The sequence below is a fragment of the Pseudoalteromonas sp. S408 genome, from assembly GCF_005886645.1.
Lineage (GTDB): Bacteria > Pseudomonadota > Gammaproteobacteria > Enterobacterales > Alteromonadaceae > Pseudoalteromonas.
The window spans coordinates 46,871-73,307 of record NZ_PNDY01000014.1 but is presented as its reverse complement, the minus strand read 5'-3'; the positions used below and the strand labels follow the sequence as shown (position 1 = coordinate 73,307).

Sequence of the window (26,437 nt, the reverse complement as noted above, 5' to 3'; positions counted from 1 at the left end):
GTTAAGCAAAATAGTTAAAGCGTCATATACAAAGATTAAAAATATAAGTTACTCCACGTAGCAACCGTTCAAAGAGAGGAAATGACATGTCAGCAGGATATAAATTTAAACAAGCTATTGCTAATAACCGTCCGTTACAAGTGGTGGGTACTATTAATGCCTACACAGCAATGATGGCTGAAAAAATGGGCCACCAGGCTATTTACCTTTCGGGTGCGGGTGTTGCTAATGCCTCTTACGGTATGCCCGATTTAGGTATGACCAGCCTTGATAACGTGCTGGAAGATATTCGCCGTATTACGGGTGCCAGCGATTTACCTTTACTTGTTGACGCCGATACCGGTTGGGGCGGGGCATTTAACATTGCACGTACCGTTAAAGAAATGACTAAAGCGGGTGCGGCGGGTTTTCATATAGAAGATCAAGTAGCGCAAAAACGTTGTGGTCATCGCCCTAACAAAGAAATTGTTAGCCAAGGCGAAATGGTTGACCGTATTAAAGCGGCGGTAGATGCAAAAACCGATAGCGATTTTTACATTATGGCGCGTACCGATGCGTTTCAAAAAGAAGGCTTAAATGCTGCTATTGACCGTGCAGCAGCCTGTGTTGAAGCCGGCGCTGATGCTATTTTTGCAGAAGCCGTGCACGACCTTGCCGATTACCAAGCGTTTGCCAATGCGCTAAACGTGCCTATTTTGGCCAACATCACTGAGTTTGGCCAAACGCCAATTTATACCAAAGAGCAGTTGAGTGATGTAGGCGTTGAAATGGTGCTTTACCCACTCAGTGCGTTTAGAGCAATGAACAAAGCGGCGCTTAACGTGTACTCGGCAATTTTAAATGAAGGCTCGCAGCAAAGCGAAATTGAGAACATGCAAACCCGTGCTGAACTTTACGACTTTTTAGATTACCACACGTACGAAAACACACTTGATAACCTTTTTTCATCAAAATCTGACAAATAATAACTATTAAATTAGATAACACACACAAATTTAAGATAGGAGAAGATCATGGTAGATAAAGCATTAGGCGGCGCAGGTTTACGCGGCCAAGTAGCGGGTCAAACAGCATTGTGTACAGTAGGCCAAAGTGGCTCGGGTTTAACGTATTGTGGTTACGATATTAGCGAACTGGCTGAAAAAGCGCAGTTTGAAGAAGTGTCGTTTTTACTTTCACGCGGTGAGTTACCAACTACTAGCGAACTAGCTGAGTACAAAGCCAAATTAAAAAGCTTACGTGGCCTACCAGATGCACTTAAAACCGTGCTTGAAAATATTCCTAAAGACGCGCACCCAATGGATGTAATGCGTACAGGTTGCTCTATGTTGGGTAACCTTGAAATGGAACTTGATTTTAGCCAAGCAAACGATGCAATTGACCGTATGGTTGCGGTGTTCCCAAGCATTATTTGTTACTGGTACCGTTTTACACACGATGGCGTTCGTATTGAAACACAAACAGAGGACGATTCAGTAGGCGCACACTTTTTAACACTATTACACGACAAAGCGCCAAGCGAGTTATTTGCACAGGTAATGAATGTGTCGCTTATTTTATACGCAGAGCACGAATTTAATGCCTCTACATTTACGGGGCGCGTGTGTGCATCTACTTTGTCTGATATTCATTCGTGTGTAACCGGTGCTATTGGTACGTTACGTGGCCCATTACATGGCGGTGCAAACGAAGCCGCAATGGACATGATTGAAGGTTTTACTAGTGCAGAACACGCTGAGCAAGAAGTTATGGGCATGCTTGAGCGCAAAGATAAAATTATGGGCTTTGGCCATGCTATTTACCGCGAGTCGGACCCACGTAATGTAATTATTAAAAAGTGGTCTGAAAAATTAGCTGCAGAGGTGGGCGATGATGTGCTTTACCCGGTGTCTGTTCGTTGTGAAGAAGTAATGTGGCGTGAGAAAAAGTTATTTTGTAATGCTGATTTTTTCCATGCATCGGCTTATCACTTTATGGATATTCCGACTAAGTTATTTACGCCAATATTTGTAATGAGCCGCGTAACTGGTTGGACAGCACATGTTAAAGAGCAACGTGCTAATAACCGTATTATTCGCCCTAGTGCTGATTACACAGGACCAGATGCACGCAGCTACACGCCAATTGAATCAAGGGGCTAATTAGTCAGTATGTAAGGTGAGCAACACGCTCACCTTTTTGCCTTTTATTTCCCGTCACTTATTAGCGAGTTTTTATTATGACCATAATTAACAATACTCAGTACCGCAAACCGCTTGCGGGCTCAAACGTAGATTACTACGATACTCATGCCGCTGTTGATGCTATTAAACCCGGTGCTTATGCTACTCTTCCTTACAGCTCGCGTGTATTTGCCGAAAACTTAGTACGCCGCTGCGACCCTGCTATGTTAACCGATGCACTTAGCCAAATAATTGAGCGCAAACAAGATTTAGATTTTCCGTGGTATCCGGCACGTGTGGTGTGCCACGATATTTTAGGCCAAACAGCCCTTGTTGATTTAGCAGGCTTGCGCGATGCTATTGCAGCAAAAGGGGGCGATCCGTCTAAGGTTAACCCTGTGGTACCAACGCAGTTAATTGTTGACCATTCGTTAGCGGTTGAACATGCGGGTTTTGATCCTGACGCATTTGAAAAAAACCGTGCAATAGAAGACCGCCGCAACGACGACCGTTTTCACTTCATTAATTGGACTAAAACGGCCTTTAAAAATATTGATGTGATCCCGCCTGGTAACGGCATTATGCATCAAATTAACCTTGAAAAAATGTCGCCCGTTATTCAAAACCGCGATGGTATTGCATTCCCCGATACTTTGGTAGGTACCGACAGCCACACCCCGCATGTTGATGCGTTAGGTGTTATTGCTGTAGGTGTAGGCGGGCTTGAAGCTGAAAGCGTTATGCTTGGCCGTGCATCGTATATTCGTTTACCTGATATTGTGGGTGTAGAGCTAACGGGTACTCGCCAGCCGGGGATCACCGCTACCGATATTGTGTTAGCGATTACTGAGTTTTTACGCGAGCAGCGTGTGGTATCTACCTATTTAGAGTTTTATGGCGAAGGCGCTGATGCGCTAACGCTTGGCGACAGAGCGACCATTTCGAACATGACACCCGAATTTGGTGCAACTGCGGCCATGTTTTATATCGACGATAAAACAATAGACTATTTACGTTTAACAGGGCGCGATGAAGAGCAAATAGCCCTTGTTGAAAACTACGCTAAAACAGCAGGCCTTTGGAGCGATAGCTTAAAAACAGCAAAATACGAGCGTGTTTTGACTTTTGATTTATCGAGTGTTGGTCGCAATATTGCGGGGCCTTCTAACCCACATCGTCGTGTTTCAACTAGCGATTTAGCGAAAGAAGGTATTTCGGGTGTTGTTGAAAACGAAGAAGGCCTAATGCCAGACGGCGCGTGTATTATTGCGGCAATTACCAGTTGTACCAATACCAGTAACCCGCGCAATGTAATTGCGGCAGGTTTGTTAGCGCGCAACGCAAATGCCAAAGGCTTAATGCGCAAACCGTGGGTTAAAACGTCGTTAGCGCCGGGCTCTAAAGCCGTGCAATCGTACCTCGAAGATGCAAACCTATTACCAGAGCTTGAACAACTTGGTTTTGGTATTGTTGGCTTTGCGTGTACGACTTGTAATGGCATGAGTGGGGCACTTGACCCTGTTATTCAAAAAGAAGTAATAGATCGCGATTTATACACAACGGCTGTGCTTTCGGGTAACCGTAACTTTGACGGGCGTATTCATCCTTATGCAAAACAAGCCTTTTTAGCATCACCGCCTTTGGTTGTGGCTTACGCTATTGCGGGCACGATTCGTTTTGATATTGAAAAAGATATTTTAGGGCAAGACCAACACGGTAATGATGTAACCCTTAAAGATTTATGGCCAACCGATGAAGAAATTGATGCGGTTATTCAGCAAAGCGTTAAACCCGAGCAATTTAAAAAAGTGTACGAGCCGATGTTTGACTTAACCGTAGATTACGGTGAAGACAACGACCCACTTTATGATTGGCGAGCGCAAAGTACCTATATTCGCCGCCCACCTTATTGGGAAGGCGCACTTGCAGGTGAGCGCACCATGAGTGGTATGCGTGCATTAGCGGTATTGGGTGACAATATTACAACCGATCATTTATCGCCTTCTAACGCGATTATGGCAAGCAGTGCTGCAGGTGAATACCTGACTAAAATGAATGTGCCAGAGGAAGATTTTAACTCATACGCAACGCACCGCGGCGACCATTTAACGGCGCAGCGTGCCACGTTTGCAAACCCTAAATTACTTAACGAAATGGTACTTGATGAAAACGGCGAGGTTAAGCAAGGCTCGTTCGCACGCATAGAGCCTGAGGGTAAAAACACGCGCATGTGGGAAGCAATTGAAACCTACATGGAGCGCAAGCAACCGCTTATTATTGTGGCCGGTGCCGATTACGGGCAAGGCTCGTCGCGCGATTGGGCTGCAAAAGGCGTTAGGCTTGCAGGTGTTGAAGTGATAGCTGCTGAAGGTTTTGAACGTATTCACCGCACTAATTTAATTGGAATGGGTGTTTTACCGCTCGAATTTGCACCAGGCACTACGCGTAAAACATTAAACCTAGATGGTAGTGAAAGTTACGATGTAAAAGGTACTCCAGCACCGGGCGCAACTTTAGAGCTGGTGATCACTCGTAAAAATGGTGAGGTGGTTACTACAGTAATGAAATGCCGATTAGATACGCAAGAAGAGCTTTCTATTTATGCTGCTGGTGGTGTATTACAGCGTTTTGCTCAAGACTTTTTAGAAGCGACAAACGCGTAATAAGGATTTTTTAAAATGTTTAAACCACAAATAAAAGTGCCGGCAACCTATATGCGTGGCGGTACGAGTAAAGGTGTGTTTTTTAATTTAACCGATTTGCCAAAGCCTGCCCAAGTGGCAGGTGAGGCGCGGGATAACTTATTACTTCGTGTTATTGGTAGCCCCGACCCTTACGGAAAACAAACCGATGGCATGGGTGGTGCTACATCAAGCACCAGTAAAACGGTCATTTTAAGTAAAAGTGAGCAAGCCAATCACGATGTAGATTACTTGTTTGGGCAAGTCGCTATTGATAAAGCCTTTGTTGATTGGAGCGGTAACTGCGGTAACTTAACTTCGGCAGTGGGTGCGTTTGCTATTAGTAATGGCTTAGTTGATAAAAACCGCTTGCCCGAAAATGGCATTGCTATTGTGCGTGTGTGGCAGGCTAATATTAAAAAAAGCATTTTAGTGCATGTACCAATGACTAATGGCGAAGTGCAAGAAACAGGGGACTTTGAGCTTGACGGTGTTACGTTCCCAGCGGCTGAGGTAAAGCTTGAGTTTGTAGACCCTGCTGATGGGGATGGGGCTTTATTTCCTACAGGTAATGTTGTTGACGATTTAGAGGTACCAGATGTTGGCACACTAAAGGCGACGATGATTAATGCGGGTATTCCAACTATTTTTATTAATGCTGAAGATATTGGTTATACCGGCACTGAGCTTCAAGACGACATTAACAATGATGACGCTGCGCTTAAAAAGCTTGAAACAATACGTGCTTATGGCGCTGTTAAAATGGGCTTAATTACTAATATAAATGAGGCACAAGCACGCCAGCACACTCCTAAAGTGGCGTTTGTTGCCAAGCCCGTTGCGTATATTGCATCAAGCGGTAAACACATAGATGCGGGCAGTATTAATTTATTAGTACGTGCTATGTCGATGGGTAAATTACACCATGCCATGATGGGAACAGCCGCTGTTGCTATTGGCACCGCAGCGGCTATAGAAGGTACGTTAGTTAATTTAGCTGCAGGTGGCGGCGCATTGAGTGAGGTGAACTTTGGTCATCCTTCGGGCACGTTAAAAGTAGGCGCCGAGGCTAAAAACAGTAATGGCGACTGGCAAGTTACCAAAGCGAGTATGAGCCGAAGCGCCAGAGTATTAATGGAAGGGCTTGTAAGGGTTCCTTTTTAATCATTTTTTGCTGCATTATTCACTTTTAAAAATCAACTGACCCTTATAGTCAGTTAGGGTTAATTTAACAGTATTAATAATGCAGTAACAATTAAGCAGGATTTTAAAATAAATAATAAACAAGGGATTAGCTTGGTTAGTTCTAAAGGGTTGCTTTTTCATTAAAGCTAAATGCTTTAGGGTTGATTTCCTTCCAGTCTACATTTATTTTTAATGTTCTGTCGCAAATACTTGAAGAAAAAATTTAACAAACTAAATTTAATGTAATAATCAATCAACAAACACGATATATTATAAACCAACATGTTGGTTTTTTGTGGCTCTAACCTAGGTTATTGAATTTAATTAAGGCCTATAAAAATTAAAACATGGCGTTAAACTAAAATTACATCATTTTATATGTATAAATATGTAGCAACAACTCATAGCTTAATGGTACTTTTAAAGTTCTAGTAACAAAGGTTAGATTATTGTGCTTGTTTACATTTTTTGTAAACGGTGAATAAGCTTACCCAAGTTTAACCAAACTTTTTCAGATACTTATTTCATAGCTATCAAGGAGAAATAAATGGCGAAGCGTATGATCAAATTTACACCAATAGCGGCATCAGTTGCACTTACACTCGGCTTAACTGCGTGTGGTTCTGACAACGATGGCAATAACTATGTTGCACCACCACCACCGGCGGAGTCTTTTAGTTCAGAAGACACGGCTTTATTTAACGTAGAAGTTACAGGTAAAGCGGTTAAAGGTGCGATGATGAACGCGGTGGTTAGCGTTTCAACATTAGATGCAACAGGTGAAATGGTAGCAGTACCATTTCGTTTAGCAGCCTCAGCTGAAGCTGAAACATTCTCTGCTGAAGAGTCAACTCAAGAAGCTGCAGATGCAGCAGTTGCTGCAAGCATTTTAGCAGCAAACCCAGAAGCCGTTTTAACAAACGAAAGTGGTCGTTACAGCGTTTACTTAGAAAATGACTTTTCAGGTCCTGTATACATCACAGTTAAAACATCAGCTGAAGGTGACGATAGCTACCTACGTTGTGATGCTTACCTAGGTTGTGGTACTTACGACGAAGCACCAGCAGCAGAAGACGATGTTAACGATGGCGATACAGCGATTGAGTTTGGCGAGTGGTACAAAACAGACCTAGAGCTTTCTGTTGTTAAATTTATTCCAGCGGTAGAAGCTGATGCATCTGGCGCAAGTGGTGCTTTAGGCGACGCAAACGTAGCGCGTTCACTTAGAGCAAATGCGACTTTCTTAACAACGCTTGTTTCACAACTTTTAATTGATGCAGGTGAAGGTGTTGATGCTGCTGGTATTGCTAATTCAAGTGTTGATGTGCTTGTTCAAGTTTTAGGCCCAGATACAGCACTTTTACTAGCTTCTTTGCTAGGTGATGTTTCTAACGGCGGTGCAGTTGATTTAACTGACGTTGACGGTGAAGAAATGCTAGACGATGGTATTTTATCGTTAACTCAAGTTGCTTCATCTATTCAGGGCCTTTCTGACATTAACGGCAACATGACAAAACTTATTGCTGGTATTAAAGCAGGTAAAGTAACAGGTAGTGACGATGCAGAGATAGCTGCACTAGCCACTGCATTACAACAAGCTGCTACAAATACAGCTAATATTTTCTTTGCAATTGCTACAGGTGAAGAAAGCGATATTGAAGCTGCACTAGCAGCTGCATTTGCTGTAAACAACCCAGATGCGACTGACGCTGAAAAAGCGGCGTTTGCTGCGCAATCTACAGGTATTGCTAAAAAGGCAAAAGCTGCTAAAGATAAAGCTGTTAAAAATGGTGCAGCGAGTGATGCCGGTTTAGCAAAGGCCGCTGAAAAATCTAAAAAAGCACTTGAGAAAATTGGTTGTACTGACGATTGTACAGTGGGCGATGGCTTTTACATGCAACTTGCAGCTAAAACAACTGCTGCCGTTACTGTTGCAGAAGCTGAGCTAGTGTCAATTCAGGCATCAGTTACTGCTGCGCAGGCTGATTTAGTTGCAGTACAAGCACTAGGTGGTGACACTGTAGTTGACGCAGACACAGCCGTTGCGTTTGCAAATGCGGTTGAGTTACTTACAAATGAAGCTGAAGTGGCTGATTTAGCCGGTGAATCAGATGCATTATTTGTACAGTCTCAAGGTTTAGTGTCTGTAGCTACTTTACTTGTGGCTAATAACACTGATTACCAACAGATTTTAGATGATGCAGACGCGTTAGTTGTCGGTTCTTCTGCTGAAATTGAAAAAGTTGCTACATTTAATACAGAACTTGAAGTACTTGTAGCTGCTGCAGCGCAAGCACTTGTTGATTTTGATGCAGAAGTTGCAGCAGCAGCTGCTCTTGCTACAGAAACAAATGAATTAGCGCTAGCGGTTGAAACAGCTGCAATGACTGCTGAAACAGCGTCAACAACAGCACTATCTTCTGCTGAAGATGCAATGGTAGACAACGCTGAAAATGCAGCTGAGGCGCTAGTACTTGCAGACGCTGCAATTGTTGCGGCTTCTGACTTTGCTGCAAGTGTTGACGCATTAGAAGTTGCTATTGCACAAGCATTAGCTGCTGCAGAAGCTTACTTAGCTTTAGATGCTGACAGCGCAGATGCACAAGACTTAATTGACGCTGCAGAGGCTATGGCTGTTACAGCGGCTGCTAAAGCAGAGCTTGCATCAGAGCAGTTTGCTACAGCGTATGCTTTACAATTAACAGCGCAAGATGCAGTTGCTAAGTTTGAAGTACTTGTATCTGTTAAAGCAACATCAGAGTCACTAAGTACAATGACTGTACTTACAAGCACTGGTGGTGAAGCGGTTCTTGATGCAGCAGATGTATTAGCTGACGTAATTAACGAACTTGCTGATATGGGCAACTCTGGTGAGGGTACGTCTACTCGTCAACCCAACTGGACTTATGCTTACAGCTTAGACGACCTAACGCTTATGCTTAACAATGCAACCACAGGTGAAATGATCAGCGCTGCTGCATCTTACCAAGGTGAGCAGTTAGTTGTTGCTTGGGGCGCTACGCTAGTTGGTGGTGACGCTACGGTTGAGCTAATGACTGCAGACACGCAAACTAATGCACTTGCAGATTGTGTTGACTTTGCAGCTGGTAATATTGACGAGACTCAAATTGATTCTTGTTTAATATTTACATTTGACGGCGAAGTAGATGCTGACACAGTAGATGACGCTGAAATCGTTAATACTGAAACTTGGAACCACGTTACAATTATGGACGGTGATTCTGGGTTTACTGGTATGTTAAATGTAACTGCTGATGACGCGACTGACATGGGTACTGTTACTCTTGAAGGTATGTCGGGCGACCTAGACTTTAAAGTTATGGGTACGGTTGACGCAAGCGGCGATGAAGATCAAAGCATGTTAGATGTAATGGTTAAAGGTGACGCAGCAATGGGTTACACATTATCTCTTATGGGTGCTGAGTCTACAGGTTACACTGGCGACGTTAAAGCGATGTACGAAGGCATGATGATGTCGTTTGGTACTGCTACTAAAGTTACTAATGGGCTTTCAATCACTTACATTGATGGTGTAACAATGGATTACACTGATGTTGATTTAATTGACTCAAGCAAGTAATTTTTAAACTATTAAAGGGAAAAGCAGTGTGCTTTTCCCTTTTTTTATTGAAAGCGATTAAATTATGAAAAAAAAAATTCTTTTGCTAGGATTTTCATCAGCTCTACTTTCTCCACTTGCATCCGCTAATAATCAGTTTCAAGTTTTTACTCATTTTGACGCAGAAATTTATACCGAAGCGCAACCAGTTCAGGCATTTGTTGATGACTTTGATGCGCCGCTAACATCGGGTGACAGTGCATTTACGTACAATATATTTGAAGTAGGTGTAGGATACGGTAATTTTAAAGTTGGACTGCAAAGTCGCTTTGACTACGTATTAAACTTTGACCCTGATACGGCAAAATATACGCACACCGAAAAAAATGATCTTGCTTTTGAAGATAGATATTACACTTACTTTTTAGACGCCAAACAGGCAACGTCTAACGGTGTTTTTGTGTCTTACGATTTTAAATTTTTAGACAAAAATGCATTAACCATTACCCCAAAATTGTCTGTGTTTGCGAGTACGCATTTTCAAGATGGGATAGTTGATGGACGTATTTACAGTGATGAAGTAGAAGGCGATATATCTGTTGATTATAACTATTCAAAAGATATTTTATTTAAAAAGTTTACTCCCTCTGAAAACCCTGAAGGGCTAGGTTACAGCCTAGATATATTTGCTGATTGGCAAGTAAATGATGAATTACATGTAGGCTTTAGCGTTAAAGACTTACTTTATAAAACAGATTACGAAGACAGTGGTTTTGTAAACGGCCAAACCACTGAGATCCCATTTAGCCAAAACGACAATGGCGACATAATAACTCAGCCAACGGTATCGTTAAAAACGTCGTCATTTGGTAATACGCAATCTCACGATTTTGATATGAAAATGCGCATGCAAGCGTTTGCTGATTACAGAATTAATGATCGATTTTCTACTCAATTAACTCTTAAACGCTACGATCAAGATACATTTAGCCAGTTAAAAGGGCGAGTTCACTTTTGGGACCATTGGAAAGTACAGGCTGGCTACGAAACTAAAAGTAAAGCTTACTTAGTGGGGATTGAAAGCAAGTATTTTGGTCTTAATTTGCAAACCGATAGTTTAGATTTGGATAAAGCGTATTATGCAAATATAAATTGGTACATGAACATTAAGTTTTAAGGAATGAAGATGTTAAAACAAATTATACCTTTAGGGGTTGCAGTAGCATTAGCGGGTTGTGGTGGATCATCTTCGAGTACTGATAACAATGAAAACGTGGCTTTAACTCAAATTACAACTAATTCAACAGCACGTTTTTTTGTAGCTAATTGGCAGTCGCCACAGGGTACGCTTAATATTTTAAATAGTGAAGGTGTTATTCAAGAATCAATTGACGTTGATAATATTAATACCTTTAGTGTTACTGTGACACCACTCGCTTATAGCCGTTTTGAATTTATACCTGACAACACGTCGCTCCCATGTCCGCGATTTACCGGTTGTGGCAGAACCGTGCGTGACGACCCTAATGATTTAAACGGCAACCGCTTAGTTGATTTTCAAGAACCGACGGCTGTTACATTAAATTATAAGGCCGATGCGTTTATTGCCCCTGGTGTGAACGCGGTGTATTTTTCTCCATTAAGTACAGCTATCACTGATGCCGGCTTAAGTGCAGCAAAGGCTAGTTTATCGGCCACGCCGTTTTATCATTTAACGCACAGTAACCTTACAGCAAGTGTTGAAGCTGAAATGGTCACAAATGCATTTACGTATGCCGCTATTATTGCAGGCGTAGCTGATAGTACATTTAATGTAGATGCGGCATTTAATGCTTTTTCTAGTAATGATACTGAACAGCAAGCATGGCAAGATTACAGCCAATTAGCTGCTCAATACATTCCTGATAATCTGTTTAATGAACAGGGAAATGGCTTATTACCTAACGTTGCAGGCCAAGTAAACCAGACAATTGCGAGTGTTACTACTTATCAGCAGTGGGAGCCACGTGTAAGCGAAGCACAAAGCTTAGAGTCAAAAGAGCTGCTTGTTGATGTTAGAAACATTATTGGTGTGGCAAGGCTTCAAGAAAAAAGCTATTCAGAAGAAATCGATGCTAAGTTTGCTGAACTTGAGGGCGCGTTTGATGAAGATACCCAAGCAACACTGACTGCACTTATTAATGCGCTCAACGAGGTAATAACAAATTATTCTCCGCTGGCTGATGACTCAGTGCCTGCTGGGCAATATTCGCTTAGAGATTTAGACATTGATTACAGTAAATCGCCTTATACTTGGGCAATAACGGGTACCTACGATGACCTACCCATTAGCATAGACTTATCTATTCCTACTTTTAGAGTAAGTGGTGTGTTAGGTAATAAAATTGAGGGGGTAATGAGTGCTACGGTAACCAATGGTGCAACGATACTGAGTGTTGATGTTAGCGAGTTACTGATTCAGTTTGATGGTATTGAGGTGGTAAACGAAACAAACCCAGACGCTGATACAGGTATTGCTCAGCTTACTACAGATGTTGTTATTAATAAGGCTAATGGTAAGTTGGCTGGGGATTTGTCGTTAAATTTAAATCGTTTTGTAGACTCATTTGCAGAGGTGTCTAACACGTTATCGTCTTTTAATTTTCAAGGTGATTATGAAAGTGATATTCAAAATACCGCGTTTCATATTACTGCAATTGAATCGTCCCCCTTTATTGGTGAAGAAAATGATGATTTAGCATTTACCTTTGAATTAGATTTTCCGCTAAGTGCTGCCAACGATTTTAAATTTGCTTATGTGGGTGCTGTAGATAATTTAACAGAGCTAACATCAACAGATATATATGTGAGTGCTCAAGGGCAAGCGTTAGATCTTCGTATTCGCGATGTTAATGGCAATATTAGCTTAGTTGCTAAAGGTGAGTACGGTCGCTGGTTAGATGTAAAACAAGCGGGTCGTAATTACAGTGGCGGCTTATACTTTGGTGATACAAAAATTGCTGAGGTTACCGCTGTTCGTGGTATTCCGGGTGTTTTATTTCCAAATGGTGATTTTGAATCGTTGTTTTAAACCCCCTTTAGTTTTATAAACTAATATTAAAAAGCCCAACAAGGTGAACACCTAGTTGGGCTTTTTGTATTATTGCTCGCTGGTATTACAGCAGTTCTATTTCAACGGTTTCGCCTTGTGCAATGTTGCCACTTTGTGCAGGGACTACAATTAAGCAATTTGCTTTACTGAGTGACGACAGTACTCCTGAGCCTTGCTTTTCAACTGGTGTAACAACAAGGTTATTGTTTTCATCGTTACTTGCAATACCACGTTGAAAATCTGTGCGGCCAGGGCGCTTTTTAATTTGCTGAGTTGTGACTGCTTTTAAACGTAGCGTGGTTTTATGTTCATTGCCTGATAGTTTAGTCAATGCTGGTTTTACAAGTCGCTCAAGCGTCACAGCGGCAGAAACTGGATTGCCAGGTAAACCAAAAAAGTAGCTGTTAGGCAATTTACCAAAGGCAAAGGGTTTGCCTGGTTTCATGGCTATTTTCCAAAAGTGAATATCGCCAATGTCGTTTAATACCTCTTTTGTGAAGTCGGCTTCACCAACCGATACACCGCCTGAGCTAATAACGGCATCGGCTAGCTCGTTCGCTTTTAAAAAGGTATTTTGAATCAAGGTTTTGTCATCAGCAATAATACCAAAATCAATAACTTCTATATTGGGATTATTAAGTTCGCTAATAATAACAGCCCGGTTACTTTCAAAAATAGCGCCTGCAGGTAAGGTATTACCCGGCTCTATTAGTTCGTCACCAGTTGAGAACACGGCTACTTTGAGTGTTTCGTAAACGTTTACTTTATTTATGCCAATAGAGGCTAGTAACCCTACATCTACACCTTTGAGCTTTCTGCCTGCTTTTAATACGACACTGTTTACTGCTATATCTTCACCAGCAAAACGGACATTGTTATTGAGCTCAATAGTGCCTGAGAAAGTAATTTCATCGTCATTAACTGTGGCGTTTTCTTGCATAACAACGGCGTTAGCACCTGTTGGCAGTGCTGCACCGGTCATAATTCTTACGCATTGGCCAGGATTAAGCGTTTTGTCGAAAGTTTGCCCAGCAAATACACTGCCTACTTGTTTGTAGGTGGTAAGGCCGTCGCTGATACACAGTGCATAACCATCCATCGCCGAGTTATCATGTGCGGGCACATTAATTGTTGATTTAACATCTGTAGCTAAAATGCGGCCAACGCTACTCATTAAAGGTATTGTTTCGGTGAGTTTATTGAAGCTAATTGCGTCCAACATATTACTGATTGCGGTTTCTATAGGTAATAAACCGGGTGCATTGCAAACATCGTTCATATATATTGCTTACTTAAATCATTTTTTAAAACAATACTTACAATGTCAAAGCTTTACAATACATGGCTGGGTTATTTTTTGTTGGGTGTTTGCGTGTTTTCAAGTACGTTAAACGCAAAAGAAACAATACATGTTGCGGTGGCAAGTAATTTTAAAACTGTGCTACAAACCTTGCTACAAGACTCCCCAATACCAGGTATACAAGTAAAAATATCAGCAGCATCGAGTGGGGTTTTATATTCTCAAATTGTGCATGGTGCGCCGTTTGATGTGTTTTTATCGGCTGACAATGTGCGCCCTCAAGCATTAATCAAAGAGGGATTTGCTAGTGAAAGTACATTAGTTACTTATGCGCTCGGTGAACTTGCTGTATGGCAGCCCAATGCTAATAAACTAAACGAAAAAGTAGCTATAGCTAACCCGCGTTTTTCACCTTATGGGCAAGCGTCTGAGTTTTACGCTAATGCCAATTTTAAAAAGCCAATAAGTTATGTATATGGGAATAACATTACGCAAGCCTTTCAGTTTGTTCAAAGTGGTAATGCATCTGTAGGGATAGTGGCTGTTTCTACATTAAAAATGGCGTTTAATACCAGTCAAGATCCTCAATATTTGTCGTATAAGTTAATACCGCCTAGCGAGTATCCCGAAATTATTCAACAGGGGGTGATTATTAAAACGAGTAAAAAAATAGTGAGCGCTCAAAAGCTTATGGATTTTTTAATGACCAGCAACACACAGAAAAAGCTTGTTGAATTAGGGTATAGAACAAAGGATAGCAATGCTTCAAAGTGATTTAACTGCACTGTGGTTAACAATTAAACTAGCCTTTATAACCGCTATATTATTACTCGCTTTTTGTATTCCTGTTGCATACAAACTAGCGGGATACAAAGGTAAATTTAAACCGTTTTTAGAAGCGCTTATTGCAATGCCGTTAGTGTTGCCACCGACCTTGCTTGGTTTTTACTTACTTGTTTTATTTTCACCTACGCATGCAGTTGGGCAATTTTGGTTTTGGCTAACAGGCACGCAGCTGGCGTTTAGTTTTCAGGGGGTGGTTATTGGTTCGCTTTTTTATTCTCTTCCTTTTGTAATGCAGCCCTTAGTTGCAGGGTTTAAGCAAATTAATCAAACCTATAATGAAGCTGCAATAGCACTGGGGTTAAGCCACTTTAAACGCTTTGTTTATTTAATTTTGCCGTTATTAAAACCCAGTATAGGTAGTGCGTTTGCATTGGGTTTTGCGCATACATTGGGTGAGTTTGGCTTAGTACTTATGATTGGTGGCAACATACAAGGAGAAACTCAAGTGGTTTCTATTGCTTTGTACGACCATGTGGAATCGTTAAACTATGCAGCTGCGCATCAGCTTTCGCTTATTTTACTCGCTATTTCGTTTGCCTGTTTAGTGCTGTTATTTAAATTTAATAAAAGCATAGTGGGGGTTAAACAATAATATGATTAAATTAACCCTATTTAAAGCACTTAATAATTTTGATTTAGATATAAAGCTTCACCTTGAATCGTTTTCTATAGCTGGGGTTTTTGGCCCATCAGGTTCAGGAAAGTCGACATTGCTGCGCTGTATTAGTGGGCTTGAGGACGAGCAGAGTGTTTATATAAATCATCAGCAAGTGGATCACTTACCGACTGAGCTACGCGGGGTAACACTACAGGTTCAGTCTTGCCCATTATTTCCGCATTTAGATGTGGCAGGTAATTTAGCGTTTACACAAAAACATTGTACTAATAGGCAAACTGATTTAACCGAGCAAAAAGTAATAGAGGCGCTTGAATTACAACCGTTATTAAAGCGCGATGTACACAGTTTGTCGGGCGGGGAGCGCCAACGTGTTGTGTTTGCACGCACATTATTAGCAGGGCAAAAATTTATTATTTTAGATGAACCATTTAGCGCTCTTGACTGGCCACTGCGCTTTAAAACACTCTCAACAATTAGTGAGCTTGCTGCAGAATATAATATTAAATTTATACTCGTGAGCCACTCTTTAAAGGAGCTGTTGTTTTGTTGCGATACCCTTGTGCAACTTAATAATGGTAAGGTAATTAATCACGGCCCAAGTGCGCTGGTGGCTAAAGCTATTTACGCTAATAATAAACAAACACCACTGAGCCTAATTAACTTTCAAATAATTAAATTTGACGAAAAATACGGCGTGTATCAGCTTAAACTGCACAAAAGCGAACAGCAGCTATTTGCATTACCCAGCGCTGTGGAGCAAGGAAGTAAACTGATATTAGAGTGTGAGCAAATATCTGTCAGTGCCGATAGGCCAGTAAATGTAAATAACAGTAATGTTTTAGTGGGGGTGCTTGTTAATGCAGAACTTATTAACGGCTCTTGGCAACTTGCGTTAAATATTGATGGGCAAACCTTGTATTGTTTGCACTCTAAAAGGCTATGGGAGCAAAGTAGCTACAAATTAGGCGATACACTTTACGCCGCTATTCATAACTTGGAGTAAAATAATCAAAACCCGAGTTATAGACTACATGTGGGGCACTGGCTATTTTTAGGGATTTTAAAGCGGTTAAACTCCATGCTGAGCCCATCCACCAGTAATAAGTGTTCACTCAAGCCGCTTGGTAAACCCGCAAGCATTTTTAGTGCCTCTGTGGCTTGAATACTGCCAATTAATCCTACAATGGGTGATAGCACGCCTGACTCTGAGCAGCTTTGTGTTTGATCAGACATAAACTGCGATAAGCACGCGTAACAATGGCTATTTTCCTGCATGGTAAAACAGGCAACTTGGCCTTCCATTCTAATTGCAGAGCCTGAAACTAGCGGTGTTTTTGTTTTATAACAGGCGTTATTGAGTAAATTACGTGTAAGCAAGTTATCAGAGCAATCGATTACTATATCAATATTACTTAATAACTCGTCAAGCGTTGACTGCTCATCTAAAAATACATCAATTGTATGTATATCTATTTCATCATTTAGACTCGCTAACTGTGCTTTGGCTGCGTGTGTTTTTAAGCACCCTACGTCTGTTTGTTTATAAAGTACCTGCCTTTGCAAGTTAGTCGCATCGACTACATCGTTATCTACAAGCGTTAAGGTTCCTACTCCTGATGCTGCTAAGTACTGTGCAACCGGGCAGCCTAAACCACCTAAGCCTACTATGAGCGCATGAGACTGCCATATTTTTTCTTGCCCATCTATATCTAATTTAGGCAGCATTATATGACGCGAGTAGCGCAGTTGTTGTTGATAAGTCAGGGCTGGTTTAGTCATTAGCGGCTTCTCATTATTTTTATACACAATAGCAATTTTTAGAATATGTGGGCAAGAACGGGGTTAAAAGTAATTGCACTGTTGGTGCTCACATTGATTACCTTAACAGTGCAAATGAAAATTATAACGAATTAGGGAAAACATAAGTCAATGATTTTTAATAAAATAAATTATTGGCTCACTAATTGCTCAGTATGGTTAACGTGAAATTAACAAATGCAGCAGTGTAATTAATAATAAAGTAGTAACTGCTATAAATAACTACAAACGTAACTAAGGAAAAATAACATGCAACCGAGTACTGGGTTTAATCTCATATCGTTTAGCGGAAAAATGAAAATACTGCATTTAAGCTGGATGGTGTTTTTTATCTCATTTTTTGTCTGGTTTAACCATGCGCCATTATTAGGCGCTATAGCGGGTTCGTTAGGTATTACTATGGCACAAGTAAAAACGCTGCTTATTTTAAATGTGGCACTAACCATTCCTGCGCGTGTTGTGGTGGGTATGCTTACCGATAAATTTGGGCCGCGTATTGTTTATGCGGCTTTACTCATTTTATGTAGTATTCCGTGTTTTATGTTTGCATTGGCCACTACGTTTGAGCAAGCCGCTATCGCGCGTTTTGCACTTGGCTTTATTGGTGCGGGTTTTGTTGTTGGTATTCGCATGGTGAGTGAGTGGTTCCCGGCAAATGAGTTGGGTACAGCCGAAGGTATTTACGGTGGCTGGGGTAACTTTGGTTCGGCAGCTGCTGCTATGGTATTGCCTGTATTAGCGCTTATGTTTGGCGGTGACGATGGCTGGCGTTATGCGATAGGCCTAACCGGTGTATTAAGCGTCATTTTTGGTGTTATATGGTACGTAAACGTAACTGACACGCCAAAAGGTGGCACGTACTTTAAGCCTAAAAAAGTAGGAGCAATGGAAGTAACGAGTAAAGGCGACTTTGTACTACTTCTTATAATGAAGCTACCTATGTACGGTGCTTTAGCACTACTTACTTGGAAATTATCGCCTACTGGCGCAAACTTACTTTCAGAAAATTTTGTTATTGGTACATATGTATTTTTGGTGCTGCTTTATCTTTACGAAGTTTATAAAACGTACGACATAAACGGCCATATTTTTAAGCAACCTGTTCCAGAATCACACCGTTACGAATTTAAACAAGTGGCAGTTTTAAATATTCTTTATTTTACAACATTTGGCTCAGAGCTTGCCGTTGTATCTATGTTGCCATTATTTTTTAGTGAGGTGTTTGGCCTTGATATGGTGTACGCAGGTTTACTTGCATCAGCCTATGCATTTATGAATTTAGCCTCTCGCCCTGGTGGTGGTTGGATTTCAGATAGAATGGGTCGTCGTAAAACACTGATTGTGCTAACCACGGGCTTAGCTGTAGGTTATTTTGTTATGGGTTTAGTTGATGCTAGCTGGCCGCTTTGGCTTGCAGTTGCAGCTGCCATGGCATGTTCGTTCTTTGTGCAAGCAGGGGAAGGGGCTGTATTTGCCGCTGTGCCACTAATTAAACGCCGTTTAACGGGTCAAATTGCAGGTATGACGGGTGCGTACGGTAATGTAGGGGCTGTTGTATATTTAACGGCGCTTTCATTAGTTGATTACCAAACCTTCTTTATGATTATCGCTGCAAGCGCATTGTTAGGTTTAGGTGCTTTGTTGTTTATGAAAGAACCCGATGGCCATATCACAGAAGTAAACGAAGATGGCACCGTTGAACTTATTTCTGTGACTTAAGGCATATTTATGTTTGATGAAACCCAAAAAGCCAGCGCACTTACAAACGAACTTAACGTTGAGTTTGGTGGGCACAGTAGCAAAGGTATAAAAACCGAAAACCAAGATGCGTTTGCTGCTCTTAATACTCAAGCGCAAGAAAAAGAGTCAAAAGGGGTTATTGCCTGCTTGGCCGATGGGTGTTCATCAGCAAAAAATGCTAAACAGGCGTCACAGTTATCGGTAACGCACTTTATAAATGAGTATTTAAATACACCGCCAAGTTGGGCCGTTAAAAAGTCGGTATCTAAGGTATTGGCCAGTTTAAATCAGTGGCTGTATTCGCAATCGGTTAACTATAATCACCTTGGCCAGCGCCAAGCAGATTGGATGACCACGTTTACAGCGCTTATTTTAAAATCGGCTACGGGTTATATTTTTCATTTAGGTGATACCCGAATTACGCGTTTACGTGCAAAAAGTATGGAGGCGATAACACGCGACCATAAAGTAAACGATACCCTAACGCGAGCTTTAGGTGCACAACTTCATCAAGAAATTGATGTATACGAAGTTGAACTTAAAGCTGATGATATTTATATACTTACCTGCGATGGTGTACACGATGTGTTGCCATACAGTGATATACAAAAGCTAATTGATGAGCATACTAATTTAGAGTACGCAGCAAAAGCAGTGACAGAGCTTGCCATAACAAGAGGCAGTGACGACAACGTAAGCTGCTTACTTGTAAAAGTGAATAGTATTGCAAAACAAAACTTAGACGAGTTATATCACTCTTTAACTAGGCGAAAAATTCCGCCACCGTTAAAGGTTGGCCAAAAAATTGATGACTTTACTGTTATCCGTGAATTACACGCTAGTAGCCGCTCGCACATTTATTTAGTGCAACAAACACCCGATACGCCGCCAGTAGTATTAAAAGCGCCTTCGGTAAATTTTGAAGACGATGTGCACTACCTTCAAGGCTTTATAAGAGAAGGCTGGGTAGGGCAACGTATTAATCACCCCAATGTAATGAAAGTTTTAAATACGCAATCGCAAAGCCGATTTTTATATCATATTTGCGAATACATGGACGGGCAAACACTGAGTGATTGGAAGCATGATGTGCCGCATCCAGAAATTACCCAAGTGCGCAGTATTATTGAACAAATAGTGCAAGCACTTAGAGCGTTTCAGCGTTTGGATATGGTGCATCGCGATTTAAAACTCGATAACGTGATGATAGACGCCCACGGCAAAGTAACATTAATCGATTACGGCACGGTAAGTGTTGCGGCAATGGATGAGTCGGTAAAGCAAATTGCTGATGATTGCCCGCAAGGGACGGTAGATTACACCGCACCAGAGACGCTTATTACTATGCACGCCGATTTTAAAAGCGATTTATTTTCGCTAGGCGTTGTTGCGTATGAATTATTATGTTCAAAATTGCCGTATCAGCCACTTGCGCATAATCATGTACCAAAAGATTACAGTCACTGGCAATACACAAGTATTCGTAAACACAGAGCAGATATCCCGTTTTGGTTAGATCAGGCTTTAATGAAAGCATTGGCTCCCAAACCCGAATTCAGATACCACGCATTTTCTGAATTTATAAGTGATATCAATAAACCTAATCCACATTTAAAAAGTACCGCCCCGAAAGACTCAATAATGAAACGCGATCCGCTTTTTGTCTGGAAAAGTATTTCGTTGTGTTTATTTATAGCCTTGGTGTGTGTACTCATAATTAAAAATTAAGAGATAAACATGTTAAATCATAAAAAAAACTTACCTATTATTTTTATACTGGGTAGCTTAACTGCGCCTTCAATAAGCCAAGCGGCGCAAACCGATCTTAACTTTAGACTGCGTTTTGAAAGCGCAGATCAAGATAACGCGTTAAAAGATGCAAGTAGCTTAACGCTACGTACACGCCTTACTCATAAAACAGATGAAGTGAATGGTTTTTCAGCACTTATTGAAGTTGAAGACAGCCGAAGCCTGTTAGGGGTAGACGATTACAACAATACATTGGGTAAAAATACTAATTACTCAGTAATAGCCGACCCAGAAACCACAGAAGTAGATCAGGGCTTTATAAAATACGCAAAAGATGCTTTATCAATTAAAGTGGGTAGGCAAGTAATAGCACTTGATGGGCAGCGTTTTGTAGGCCACGTTGGTTTTAGGCAAGATAGACAGACCTTTGATGCTGCAACAGTAAATTACACGTTTAACGACATTAACTTGCACTATAGCTACATAAGCAAGCGCAACCGTATATTTGCTGATAGCAAAGATATTGATTCATCAGATCACCTAATTAATGCAAGTTATAAAACAAGCGTAGGTAAGGTAGTTTTATACAGTTACCTATTAAGTAACGACGCAGTAGATGATGACAGCCTAGATACCTACGGTATTTCTTTTAATGGTAATAAAACGCTCAGCGACATTAAATTTTACTACAAAGCAGAGTACGCCACGCAATCTGCATCAACGAGCACGAGTGATTTTGACGCTGGTTATTATGCCTTTGAAGGCGGTATTGATTTAGACGGTTTAGGCATTGAAACCGTAACATTAAAAGCCGGTGTTGAATCACTGGGTTCTGATAATGGCGATTATGGTTTTGCTACGCCGCTTGCCACAATGCATAAGTTTAATGGTTGGGCAGATACGTTTTTAGCAACACCAACACAAGGGCTTGATGACACTTACGTTAGCTTACATGGTAAAGCCTTTGACGGTAAATGGTTAGTGGCTTATCACAACTTTGATGCAAGCGACAGCGTCAATGGGGTTGATGATTTAGGCTCAGAGCTCAATGTGCAATACGTTAAGCCTATTAATAAAACCTATGCCGTAGGCGCTAAATATGCCGATTATTCAGCAGGCGATAGCGCGGCAGGCAAAGTCGATACCCAAAAACTATGGGTGTGGGTAAGCGCTAAATTTTAAGTACTTAGACACAGGTATTTAGACACAGTTTAATCCTCGTAATTTAAAGCGTTACAAGTTGGTGCAATAGCGCCAACTTGTGGTGCTATCACTTCTTTTTCACTGCACCAAGTTGGATAACTTACTGAAATATAATGTTTATATATCTGGCTTGCATATTGCTATAACAACTACATAACAAATTATACGTTTAAAGTACTCGTTTATGCATTGAGTACTTTAAATCAAACAGGTGATTTTAATGCCAAGTAAGCAGCGTGTTGTCGTCGTAGGAAACGGAATGGTGGGGCATCATTTTGTACAGCAGCTAGTATCGAAACAAGGTGATAGCAAAAATGTTGATATTACAGTACTCAGTGGTGAAGACCGCCTCGCTTATGACCGCGTTCAGCTCTCGTCATTTTTTAAAGGCAAAACCGAAGACGATTTAGCACTTACCTGTAGTAAAACCTATCAAGATTGGCAAGTGAGTTTTCATACTCATTCTAAAGTGGTTGATATAAACCGTGATGCAAAAACGGTGACTACCTCAAAAGGCGAATCATTTGCGTACGACAAGCTAATACTGGCAACAGGCTCATTTGCATTTGTGCCACCCATTCCAGGTAAAGATCGTGAGCATTGCCTAGTTTACAGAACCATTAACGATTTACACGCTATAAATAAATCAGCACAAGGTAGTAAAGTCGGCGTGGTTATTGGTGGCGGTTTATTAGGGCTAGAAGCTGCCAACGCGTTAAAGCAGCTTGGTTTGCAAACCCATGTAATAGAATTTGCGCCACAACTTATGGGCGTACAAATAGATGGTGCTGGTGGGCGGTTACTAAAAAATAAAATTACCGAGCTCGGCGTTACAGTGCATACCTCTGTGGCTACAGAGCAAATTATTGAAGGTGAAAACAGCCGTTATAAAATGTGCTTTAAGGGGGGGCAAACCCTAGAAACCGACATGATTGTATTTTCAGCCGGTATTCGCCCATACGATAATTTAGCTCGCGAGTTTAATTTAGAATTAGGTGAGCGCGGCGGCATTGTAATAAACAACCATTGCCAAACGAGTGATAAAAACATATACGCAATAGGCGAATGCGCCCTTTGGAATAACTTTATTTTTGGCCTTGTAGCACCGGGCTACGCTATGGCAAAAGTAGCGGCAGAGCATGTTTTAAAGCACCTTTCTTCAAGTACAGCTTCAGACACACCTTTAAACAACAATTCAATCAATACTGATGAGTTTAGCGGCGCCGATATGAGCACCAAGCTTAAATTAATGGGTGTTGAAGTGGGTTCAATTGGTGATGCCCTTGCACGCAGTGAAGGGGCAATTAGTTATTACTTTGAAGATCAGCCAAACGGTATTTACAAAAAAGTAGTCACTAATGAGCAAGGCAACAAACTTATAGGTGCTGTACTTGTTGGCGATACCAGCGAATACGATAACTTATTGCAGTATCACTTAAATAGTATAGAGCTTAGTGTACCCGCAGAGTCTTTGATAATGCCGCTTGCAGGAGAAACCGGTGAGCTAAGCGCTGATGATTTACCAAGTGATGCCATTATTTGTGCGTGCCACAAGGTTACAAAACACACCATTGAACACGCTGTTATGCAAGGTTGTAGCGATTTAAGTGATGTGCAGCAAGTCACTAAAGCAAGTACTGGCTGTGGAGGCTGTGAAAAATTAGTGCAAAGCGTTATTAGTCGTGCACTTAATAATAAAATTGCCACCCTTATCCCTGTAGATGAACCTGTATCACAGAGCGCTTAACGCTAACAATATGAGAGCAGTATGGAAACTTTAAACACTTGTTCAAACACGCCTTTGCTTAAACAAACCACTTGCGCTTATTGTGGTGTAGGGTGCGGGGTTGATATTTCATTATTAAATAATACCCCAACAAAACTTGAAGGCACGCGCGAGCAACCCGCTAATTTTGGCCGTCTGTGTGTAAAAGGCACGCATTTGCTTGACACCACCGGCAGTGATAATCGCTTAACATCGCCCCTTATTGATAACGAACCTGCCAGCTGGGATGCTACAACAAAATATGTTGCTAATAGATTTAACGCCATTATTAAAGAGCATGGGCCGGAATCGGTTGCGTTTTATGTATCGGGGCAGTTACTCACCGAAGATTACTACGTTGCCAATAAATTAATGAAAGGCTATATAGGCTCAGGCAATATAGATACAAACTCAAGGCTGTGTATGTCATCTGCGGTGGCTGGTTATAAACGTGCGTTTGGTGAGGACGTAGTGCCATGCACCTACGAAGATTTAGAGCAAACTGAGCTACTTATTTTAATTGGCTCGAATGCAGCTTGGACTCATCCGGTACTATATCAGCGTATGGAGCGCGCAAAAAAGCTTAATCCAAACATGAAAGTAGTGGTTATCGACCCGCGAAAAACCGATACAGCTGAGCTTGCCGATACCTTTTTAAATATAAAACCAGGCAGCGACGGGGCACTTTATAACGGCCTACTAAATTATTTAAGTGAACATAACTATTTAGATACGCAATTTATTAACGAGCATACAAATGGCTTTGAAACAGCGCTTGCCCAGGCGAAAAAGTGGAGTGTAAAAGCGGTAAGTGACTTTTGTGATATCGACGAGCAGCTAGTCAGTGACTTTTACGCCTTATTTGCAAAAAGTCCAACCGCCATTAGTTTTTATTCAATGGGTATTAACCAATCAAGCTCAGGGGTTGATAAGTGTAATGCCATTATAAATGCACATTTAGCGTCGGGTAAATTGTTAAAACCTGGCTGTGGCCCGTTTTCAATAACTGGGCAACCTAATGCAATGGGGGGGCGTGAAGTAGGTGGCTTAGCAAATCAATTAGCAGCACATTTAGACATTGAAAACGAAGCGCATCAACAGTTAGTGCAGCGTTTTTGGCAATCACCAACAATAGCTAAAAAAGCAGGGTGTAATGCTATTGATATGTTTAATGAAATCGCCAAAGGAAAAATAAAAGCTATTTGGGTAATGGCAACCAACCCTATGGTGAGCCTACCTAATAACGCAGCAATACAAAATGCACTTGAGCGATGTGAGCTGGTGGTTGTGTCTGACTGTATTGCCAAAAGTGATACGCTAAAATTTGCTAATGTGGCGTTTCCATCAACCGGATGGGGAGAAAAAAACGGCACAGTGACTAACTCAGAACGCAGAATATCAAGGCAACGCCCACTAGTTGAGCCTTTCTCAGGAGCTAAAAACGATTGGCAAATAATGTGCTTAGTTGCCAAAAAAATGGGCTTTGAAGGATTTGATTTTACAGACCCAAGTGGCATTTTTGAAGAATGGGCGCAACTTACTGATTTTGAAAATAATGGTGATAGGCTATTAAATTTATCAGCTTTAGTAGGGCTTTCGCAGCAGCAATACGATAACTTAAAACCCGTTATGTGGCCGGTACTAAAAAATGAGCCATATAAAAACGGGCAGGTTTTTGCTAATAAACAATTTAGCACAGCAGATAAAAAAGCCCGCTTTATACCTATAACGCCCAAACTTCCTGTGCAGCAAACATCAAGCGATTACCCTTTTGTAATGAACTCAGGGCGAATACGCGACCAATGGCATACAATGAGCCGCACCGGAAAAAGTACAGCGCTTTCTACTCATATAACCCGCCCATATATTGAAATTAACCCCATTGACGCCAGCAGATTAAACATAAAGCCAAACGATTTAATAACGGCCAATGCTAAAACTGGGCAGGTTACAGCTCATGCAAAAGTAACGGATGCCGTGCGTAAAGGTGAGTGTTTTATGCCTATTCACTGGAACAAGCAATTTGCCTCATCCGCTACGGTAAGTGGGCTTTATCAATCGGTTGTTGACCCTATTTCGGGTCAAGCTGAATGCAAACATGGTGCCGTTGATTTAGTTAAAGCGCAGTTTGCTCAGTACATGCAAATTTTTAGCAAAACAGAGCTTAAAATAACCAGTGATTTTTGGCTTAAAGTTAACGCAAGTAATTGTGTTAACTACCAGTTAGCACTTAATGAAACACAAAATGACTTACTTTATTATTGCCAAACCCTTACAGGGTTACAAGGGCAGTGGTCGGCAATGGGCAGTGCAAAAGCAATGCATATTCAATGTATTCAAAACGAGCAGTTAGTGTTTGTTGCGGTAATTTCACCTGCTCAAAAAGACATATCACTTGAGTGGATAAATCATTTATTTGCAGAGCCTTTAATAACCTTTAGTCAATTACAGTCATTGCTGTACGCCATGCCCGATGAAGAGTTTACTCAAGGCGCACAAGTATGTAGTTGCTTTAAAGTACGTGAGCAGCCCATTATAAATGCCATTAAAAGTGGTGCAAATACAGTGGATCAATTGGGGTCTAAATTAAAATGCGGCACTAACTGTGGTTCGTGTAAAACGCAGTTAAGCCAATTAATAAAGCAACATGGTACAAAAAACGCTAACAGTATTGATGTTGCGGTTGTCATTTAAAGTG

At 41.3% G+C, this 26,437-nt stretch carries 17 protein-coding genes; 15 read left to right on the top strand and 2 right to left on the bottom strand.

Translation table 11 applies throughout. The features are described 5' to 3' along the window. Window positions 1-86: 86 nt before the first annotated feature. From prpB to CWB62_RS12965, 7 genes are all read left to right on the top strand, one after another. Window positions 87-965: a methylisocitrate lyase gene (gene prpB / locus CWB62_RS12995; protein ID WP_058552061.1), complete on the top strand. Its 879-nt coding sequence runs from the start codon at window positions 87-89 to the stop codon at window positions 963-965. A gap of 48 nt (window positions 966-1,013) precedes the next feature. After that, the gene (prpC, locus tag CWB62_RS12990; protein ID WP_138528459.1) at window positions 1,014-2,141 is read left to right on the top strand and encodes a bifunctional 2-methylcitrate synthase/citrate synthase; all 1,128 of its coding nucleotides are present in this window, start codon (window positions 1,014-1,016) and stop codon (window positions 2,139-2,141) included. Window positions 2,142-2,218: 77 nt separating this feature from the next. Further along, window positions 2,219-4,825 (top strand): Fe/S-dependent 2-methylisocitrate dehydratase AcnD, encoded by a 2,607-nt coding sequence (gene acnD / locus CWB62_RS12985; protein WP_138528461.1) that lies wholly within the window; start codon window positions 2,219-2,221, stop codon window positions 4,823-4,825. A gap of 15 nt (window positions 4,826-4,840) precedes the next feature. Continuing rightward, a complete protein-coding gene (gene prpF, locus CWB62_RS12980) occupies window positions 4,841-6,007 on the top strand; it encodes a 2-methylaconitate cis-trans isomerase PrpF (RefSeq protein ID WP_138528463.1) in 1,167 nt (388 codons plus the stop codon). Window positions 6,008-6,575: 568 nt separating this feature from the next. Further along, on the top strand, window positions 6,576-9,629 hold the full coding sequence (locus CWB62_RS12975; protein WP_138528465.1) for a hypothetical protein: 3,054 nt from the start codon (window positions 6,576-6,578) through the stop codon (window positions 9,627-9,629). Between the two features lie 64 nt (window positions 9,630-9,693). Then, complete coding sequence (locus tag CWB62_RS12970) at window positions 9,694-10,785, top strand: hypothetical protein (protein ID WP_138528467.1); 1,092 nt, start codon at window positions 9,694-9,696, stop codon at window positions 10,783-10,785. A gap of 9 nt (window positions 10,786-10,794) precedes the next feature. Continuing rightward, entirely contained in the window at window positions 10,795-12,678 is a 1,884-nt protein-coding gene (locus CWB62_RS12965; RefSeq protein WP_138528469.1) for a hypothetical protein, read from the top strand. An 85-nt stretch (window positions 12,679-12,763) separates the two neighbouring features. Here CWB62_RS12965 and moeA read toward each other — a convergent pair whose 3' ends face one another. Next, window positions 12,764-13,978, bottom strand: a complete 1,215-nt coding sequence (moeA, locus tag CWB62_RS12960; RefSeq protein WP_138528471.1) for a molybdopterin molybdotransferase MoeA — start codon at window positions 13,976-13,978, stop codon at window positions 12,764-12,766. 42 nt (window positions 13,979-14,020) lie between these two features. Between moeA and modA the strand changes: the two genes are divergently transcribed. Genes modA through CWB62_RS12945 form a run of 3 tightly spaced genes read left to right on the top strand, consistent with a single transcriptional unit; the run spans window position 14,021 to window position 16,467 of the window. Beyond that, window positions 14,021-14,773: a molybdate ABC transporter substrate-binding protein gene (gene modA / locus CWB62_RS12955; RefSeq protein WP_138528473.1), complete on the top strand. Its 753-nt coding sequence runs from the start codon at window positions 14,021-14,023 to the stop codon at window positions 14,771-14,773. Then, a complete protein-coding gene (gene modB, locus CWB62_RS12950) occupies window positions 14,760-15,437 on the top strand; it encodes a molybdate ABC transporter permease subunit (RefSeq protein WP_058405461.1) in 678 nt (225 codons plus the stop codon). Before modA ends, modB begins: the two co-directional genes overlap by 14 nt. Window position 15,438: 1 nt before the next feature. Continuing rightward, a complete protein-coding gene (locus CWB62_RS12945; protein WP_138528475.1) occupies window positions 15,439-16,467 on the top strand; it encodes an ATP-binding cassette domain-containing protein in 1,029 nt (342 codons plus the stop codon). A gap of 17 nt (window positions 16,468-16,484) precedes the next feature. Here the strand turns inward: CWB62_RS12945 and CWB62_RS12940 are convergent, their stop codons facing one another. Continuing rightward, entirely contained in the window at window positions 16,485-17,243 is a 759-nt protein-coding gene (locus CWB62_RS12940; RefSeq protein ID WP_138528477.1) for a HesA/MoeB/ThiF family protein, read from the bottom strand. A gap of 288 nt (window positions 17,244-17,531) precedes the next feature. Here CWB62_RS12940 and CWB62_RS12935 point away from each other — a divergent pair, with 288 nt between their 5' ends. The 5 genes from CWB62_RS12935 (at window position 17,532) to CWB62_RS12915 (ending at window position 26,433) form a co-directional block, all read left to right on the top strand. Then, complete coding sequence (locus CWB62_RS12935) at window positions 17,532-19,001, top strand: NarK family nitrate/nitrite MFS transporter (RefSeq protein ID WP_138528480.1); 1,470 nt, start codon at window positions 17,532-17,534, stop codon at window positions 18,999-19,001. A gap of 9 nt (window positions 19,002-19,010) precedes the next feature. Continuing rightward, a complete protein-coding gene (locus CWB62_RS12930) occupies window positions 19,011-20,750 on the top strand; it encodes a bifunctional protein-serine/threonine kinase/phosphatase (RefSeq protein ID WP_138528482.1) in 1,740 nt (579 codons plus the stop codon). Window positions 20,751-20,759: 9 nt separating this feature from the next. Continuing rightward, entirely contained in the window at window positions 20,760-21,953 is a 1,194-nt protein-coding gene (locus tag CWB62_RS12925) for an alginate export family protein (protein WP_138528484.1), read from the top strand. Window positions 21,954-22,194: 241 nt separating this feature from the next. Further along, the gene (locus CWB62_RS12920) at window positions 22,195-23,721 is read left to right on the top strand and encodes an FAD-dependent oxidoreductase (protein WP_138528486.1); all 1,527 of its coding nucleotides are present in this window, start codon (window positions 22,195-22,197) and stop codon (window positions 23,719-23,721) included. Window positions 23,722-23,742: 21 nt separating this feature from the next. Beyond that, on the top strand, window positions 23,743-26,433 hold the full coding sequence (locus tag CWB62_RS12915; protein WP_138528488.1) for a nitrate reductase: 2,691 nt from the start codon (window positions 23,743-23,745) through the stop codon (window positions 26,431-26,433). Window positions 26,434-26,437 lie beyond the last annotated feature (4 nt).

What these genes read in the sequence shown, in the direction of transcription:
- prpB (WP_058552061.1), top strand. Translation starts at nt 87, where the DNA reads ATGTCAGCAGGATATAAATTTAAACAAGCTATTGCTAATAACCGTCCG.
- prpC (WP_138528459.1), top strand. Translation starts at nt 1,014, where the DNA reads ATGGTAGATAAAGCATTAGGCGGCGCAGGTTTACGCGGCCAAGTAGCG.
- acnD (WP_138528461.1), top strand. Translation starts at nt 2,219, where the DNA reads ATGACCATAATTAACAATACTCAGTACCGCAAACCGCTTGCGGGCTCA.
- prpF (WP_138528463.1), top strand. Translation starts at nt 4,841, where the DNA reads ATGTTTAAACCACAAATAAAAGTGCCGGCAACCTATATGCGTGGCGGT.
- CWB62_RS12975 (WP_138528465.1), top strand. Translation starts at nt 6,576, where the DNA reads ATGGCGAAGCGTATGATCAAATTTACACCAATAGCGGCATCAGTTGCA.
- CWB62_RS12970 (WP_138528467.1), top strand. Translation starts at nt 9,694, where the DNA reads ATGAAAAAAAAAATTCTTTTGCTAGGATTTTCATCAGCTCTACTTTCT.
- CWB62_RS12965 (WP_138528469.1), top strand. Translation starts at nt 10,795, where the DNA reads ATGTTAAAACAAATTATACCTTTAGGGGTTGCAGTAGCATTAGCGGGT.
- moeA (WP_138528471.1), bottom strand. Translation starts at nt 13,978, where the DNA reads ATGAACGATGTTTGCAATGCACCCGGTTTATTACCTATAGAAACCGCA.
- modA (WP_138528473.1), top strand. Translation starts at nt 14,021, where the DNA reads ATGTCAAAGCTTTACAATACATGGCTGGGTTATTTTTTGTTGGGTGTT.
- modB (WP_058405461.1), top strand. Translation starts at nt 14,760, where the DNA reads ATGCTTCAAAGTGATTTAACTGCACTGTGGTTAACAATTAAACTAGCC.
- CWB62_RS12945 (WP_138528475.1), top strand. Translation starts at nt 15,439, where the DNA reads ATGATTAAATTAACCCTATTTAAAGCACTTAATAATTTTGATTTAGAT.
- CWB62_RS12940 (WP_138528477.1), bottom strand. Translation starts at nt 17,243, where the DNA reads ATGACTAAACCAGCCCTGACTTATCAACAACAACTGCGCTACTCGCGT.
- CWB62_RS12935 (WP_138528480.1), top strand. Translation starts at nt 17,532, where the DNA reads ATGCAACCGAGTACTGGGTTTAATCTCATATCGTTTAGCGGAAAAATG.
- CWB62_RS12930 (WP_138528482.1), top strand. Translation starts at nt 19,011, where the DNA reads ATGTTTGATGAAACCCAAAAAGCCAGCGCACTTACAAACGAACTTAAC.
- CWB62_RS12925 (WP_138528484.1), top strand. Translation starts at nt 20,760, where the DNA reads ATGTTAAATCATAAAAAAAACTTACCTATTATTTTTATACTGGGTAGC.
- CWB62_RS12920 (WP_138528486.1), top strand. Translation starts at nt 22,195, where the DNA reads ATGCCAAGTAAGCAGCGTGTTGTCGTCGTAGGAAACGGAATGGTGGGG.
- CWB62_RS12915 (WP_138528488.1), top strand. Translation starts at nt 23,743, where the DNA reads ATGGAAACTTTAAACACTTGTTCAAACACGCCTTTGCTTAAACAAACC.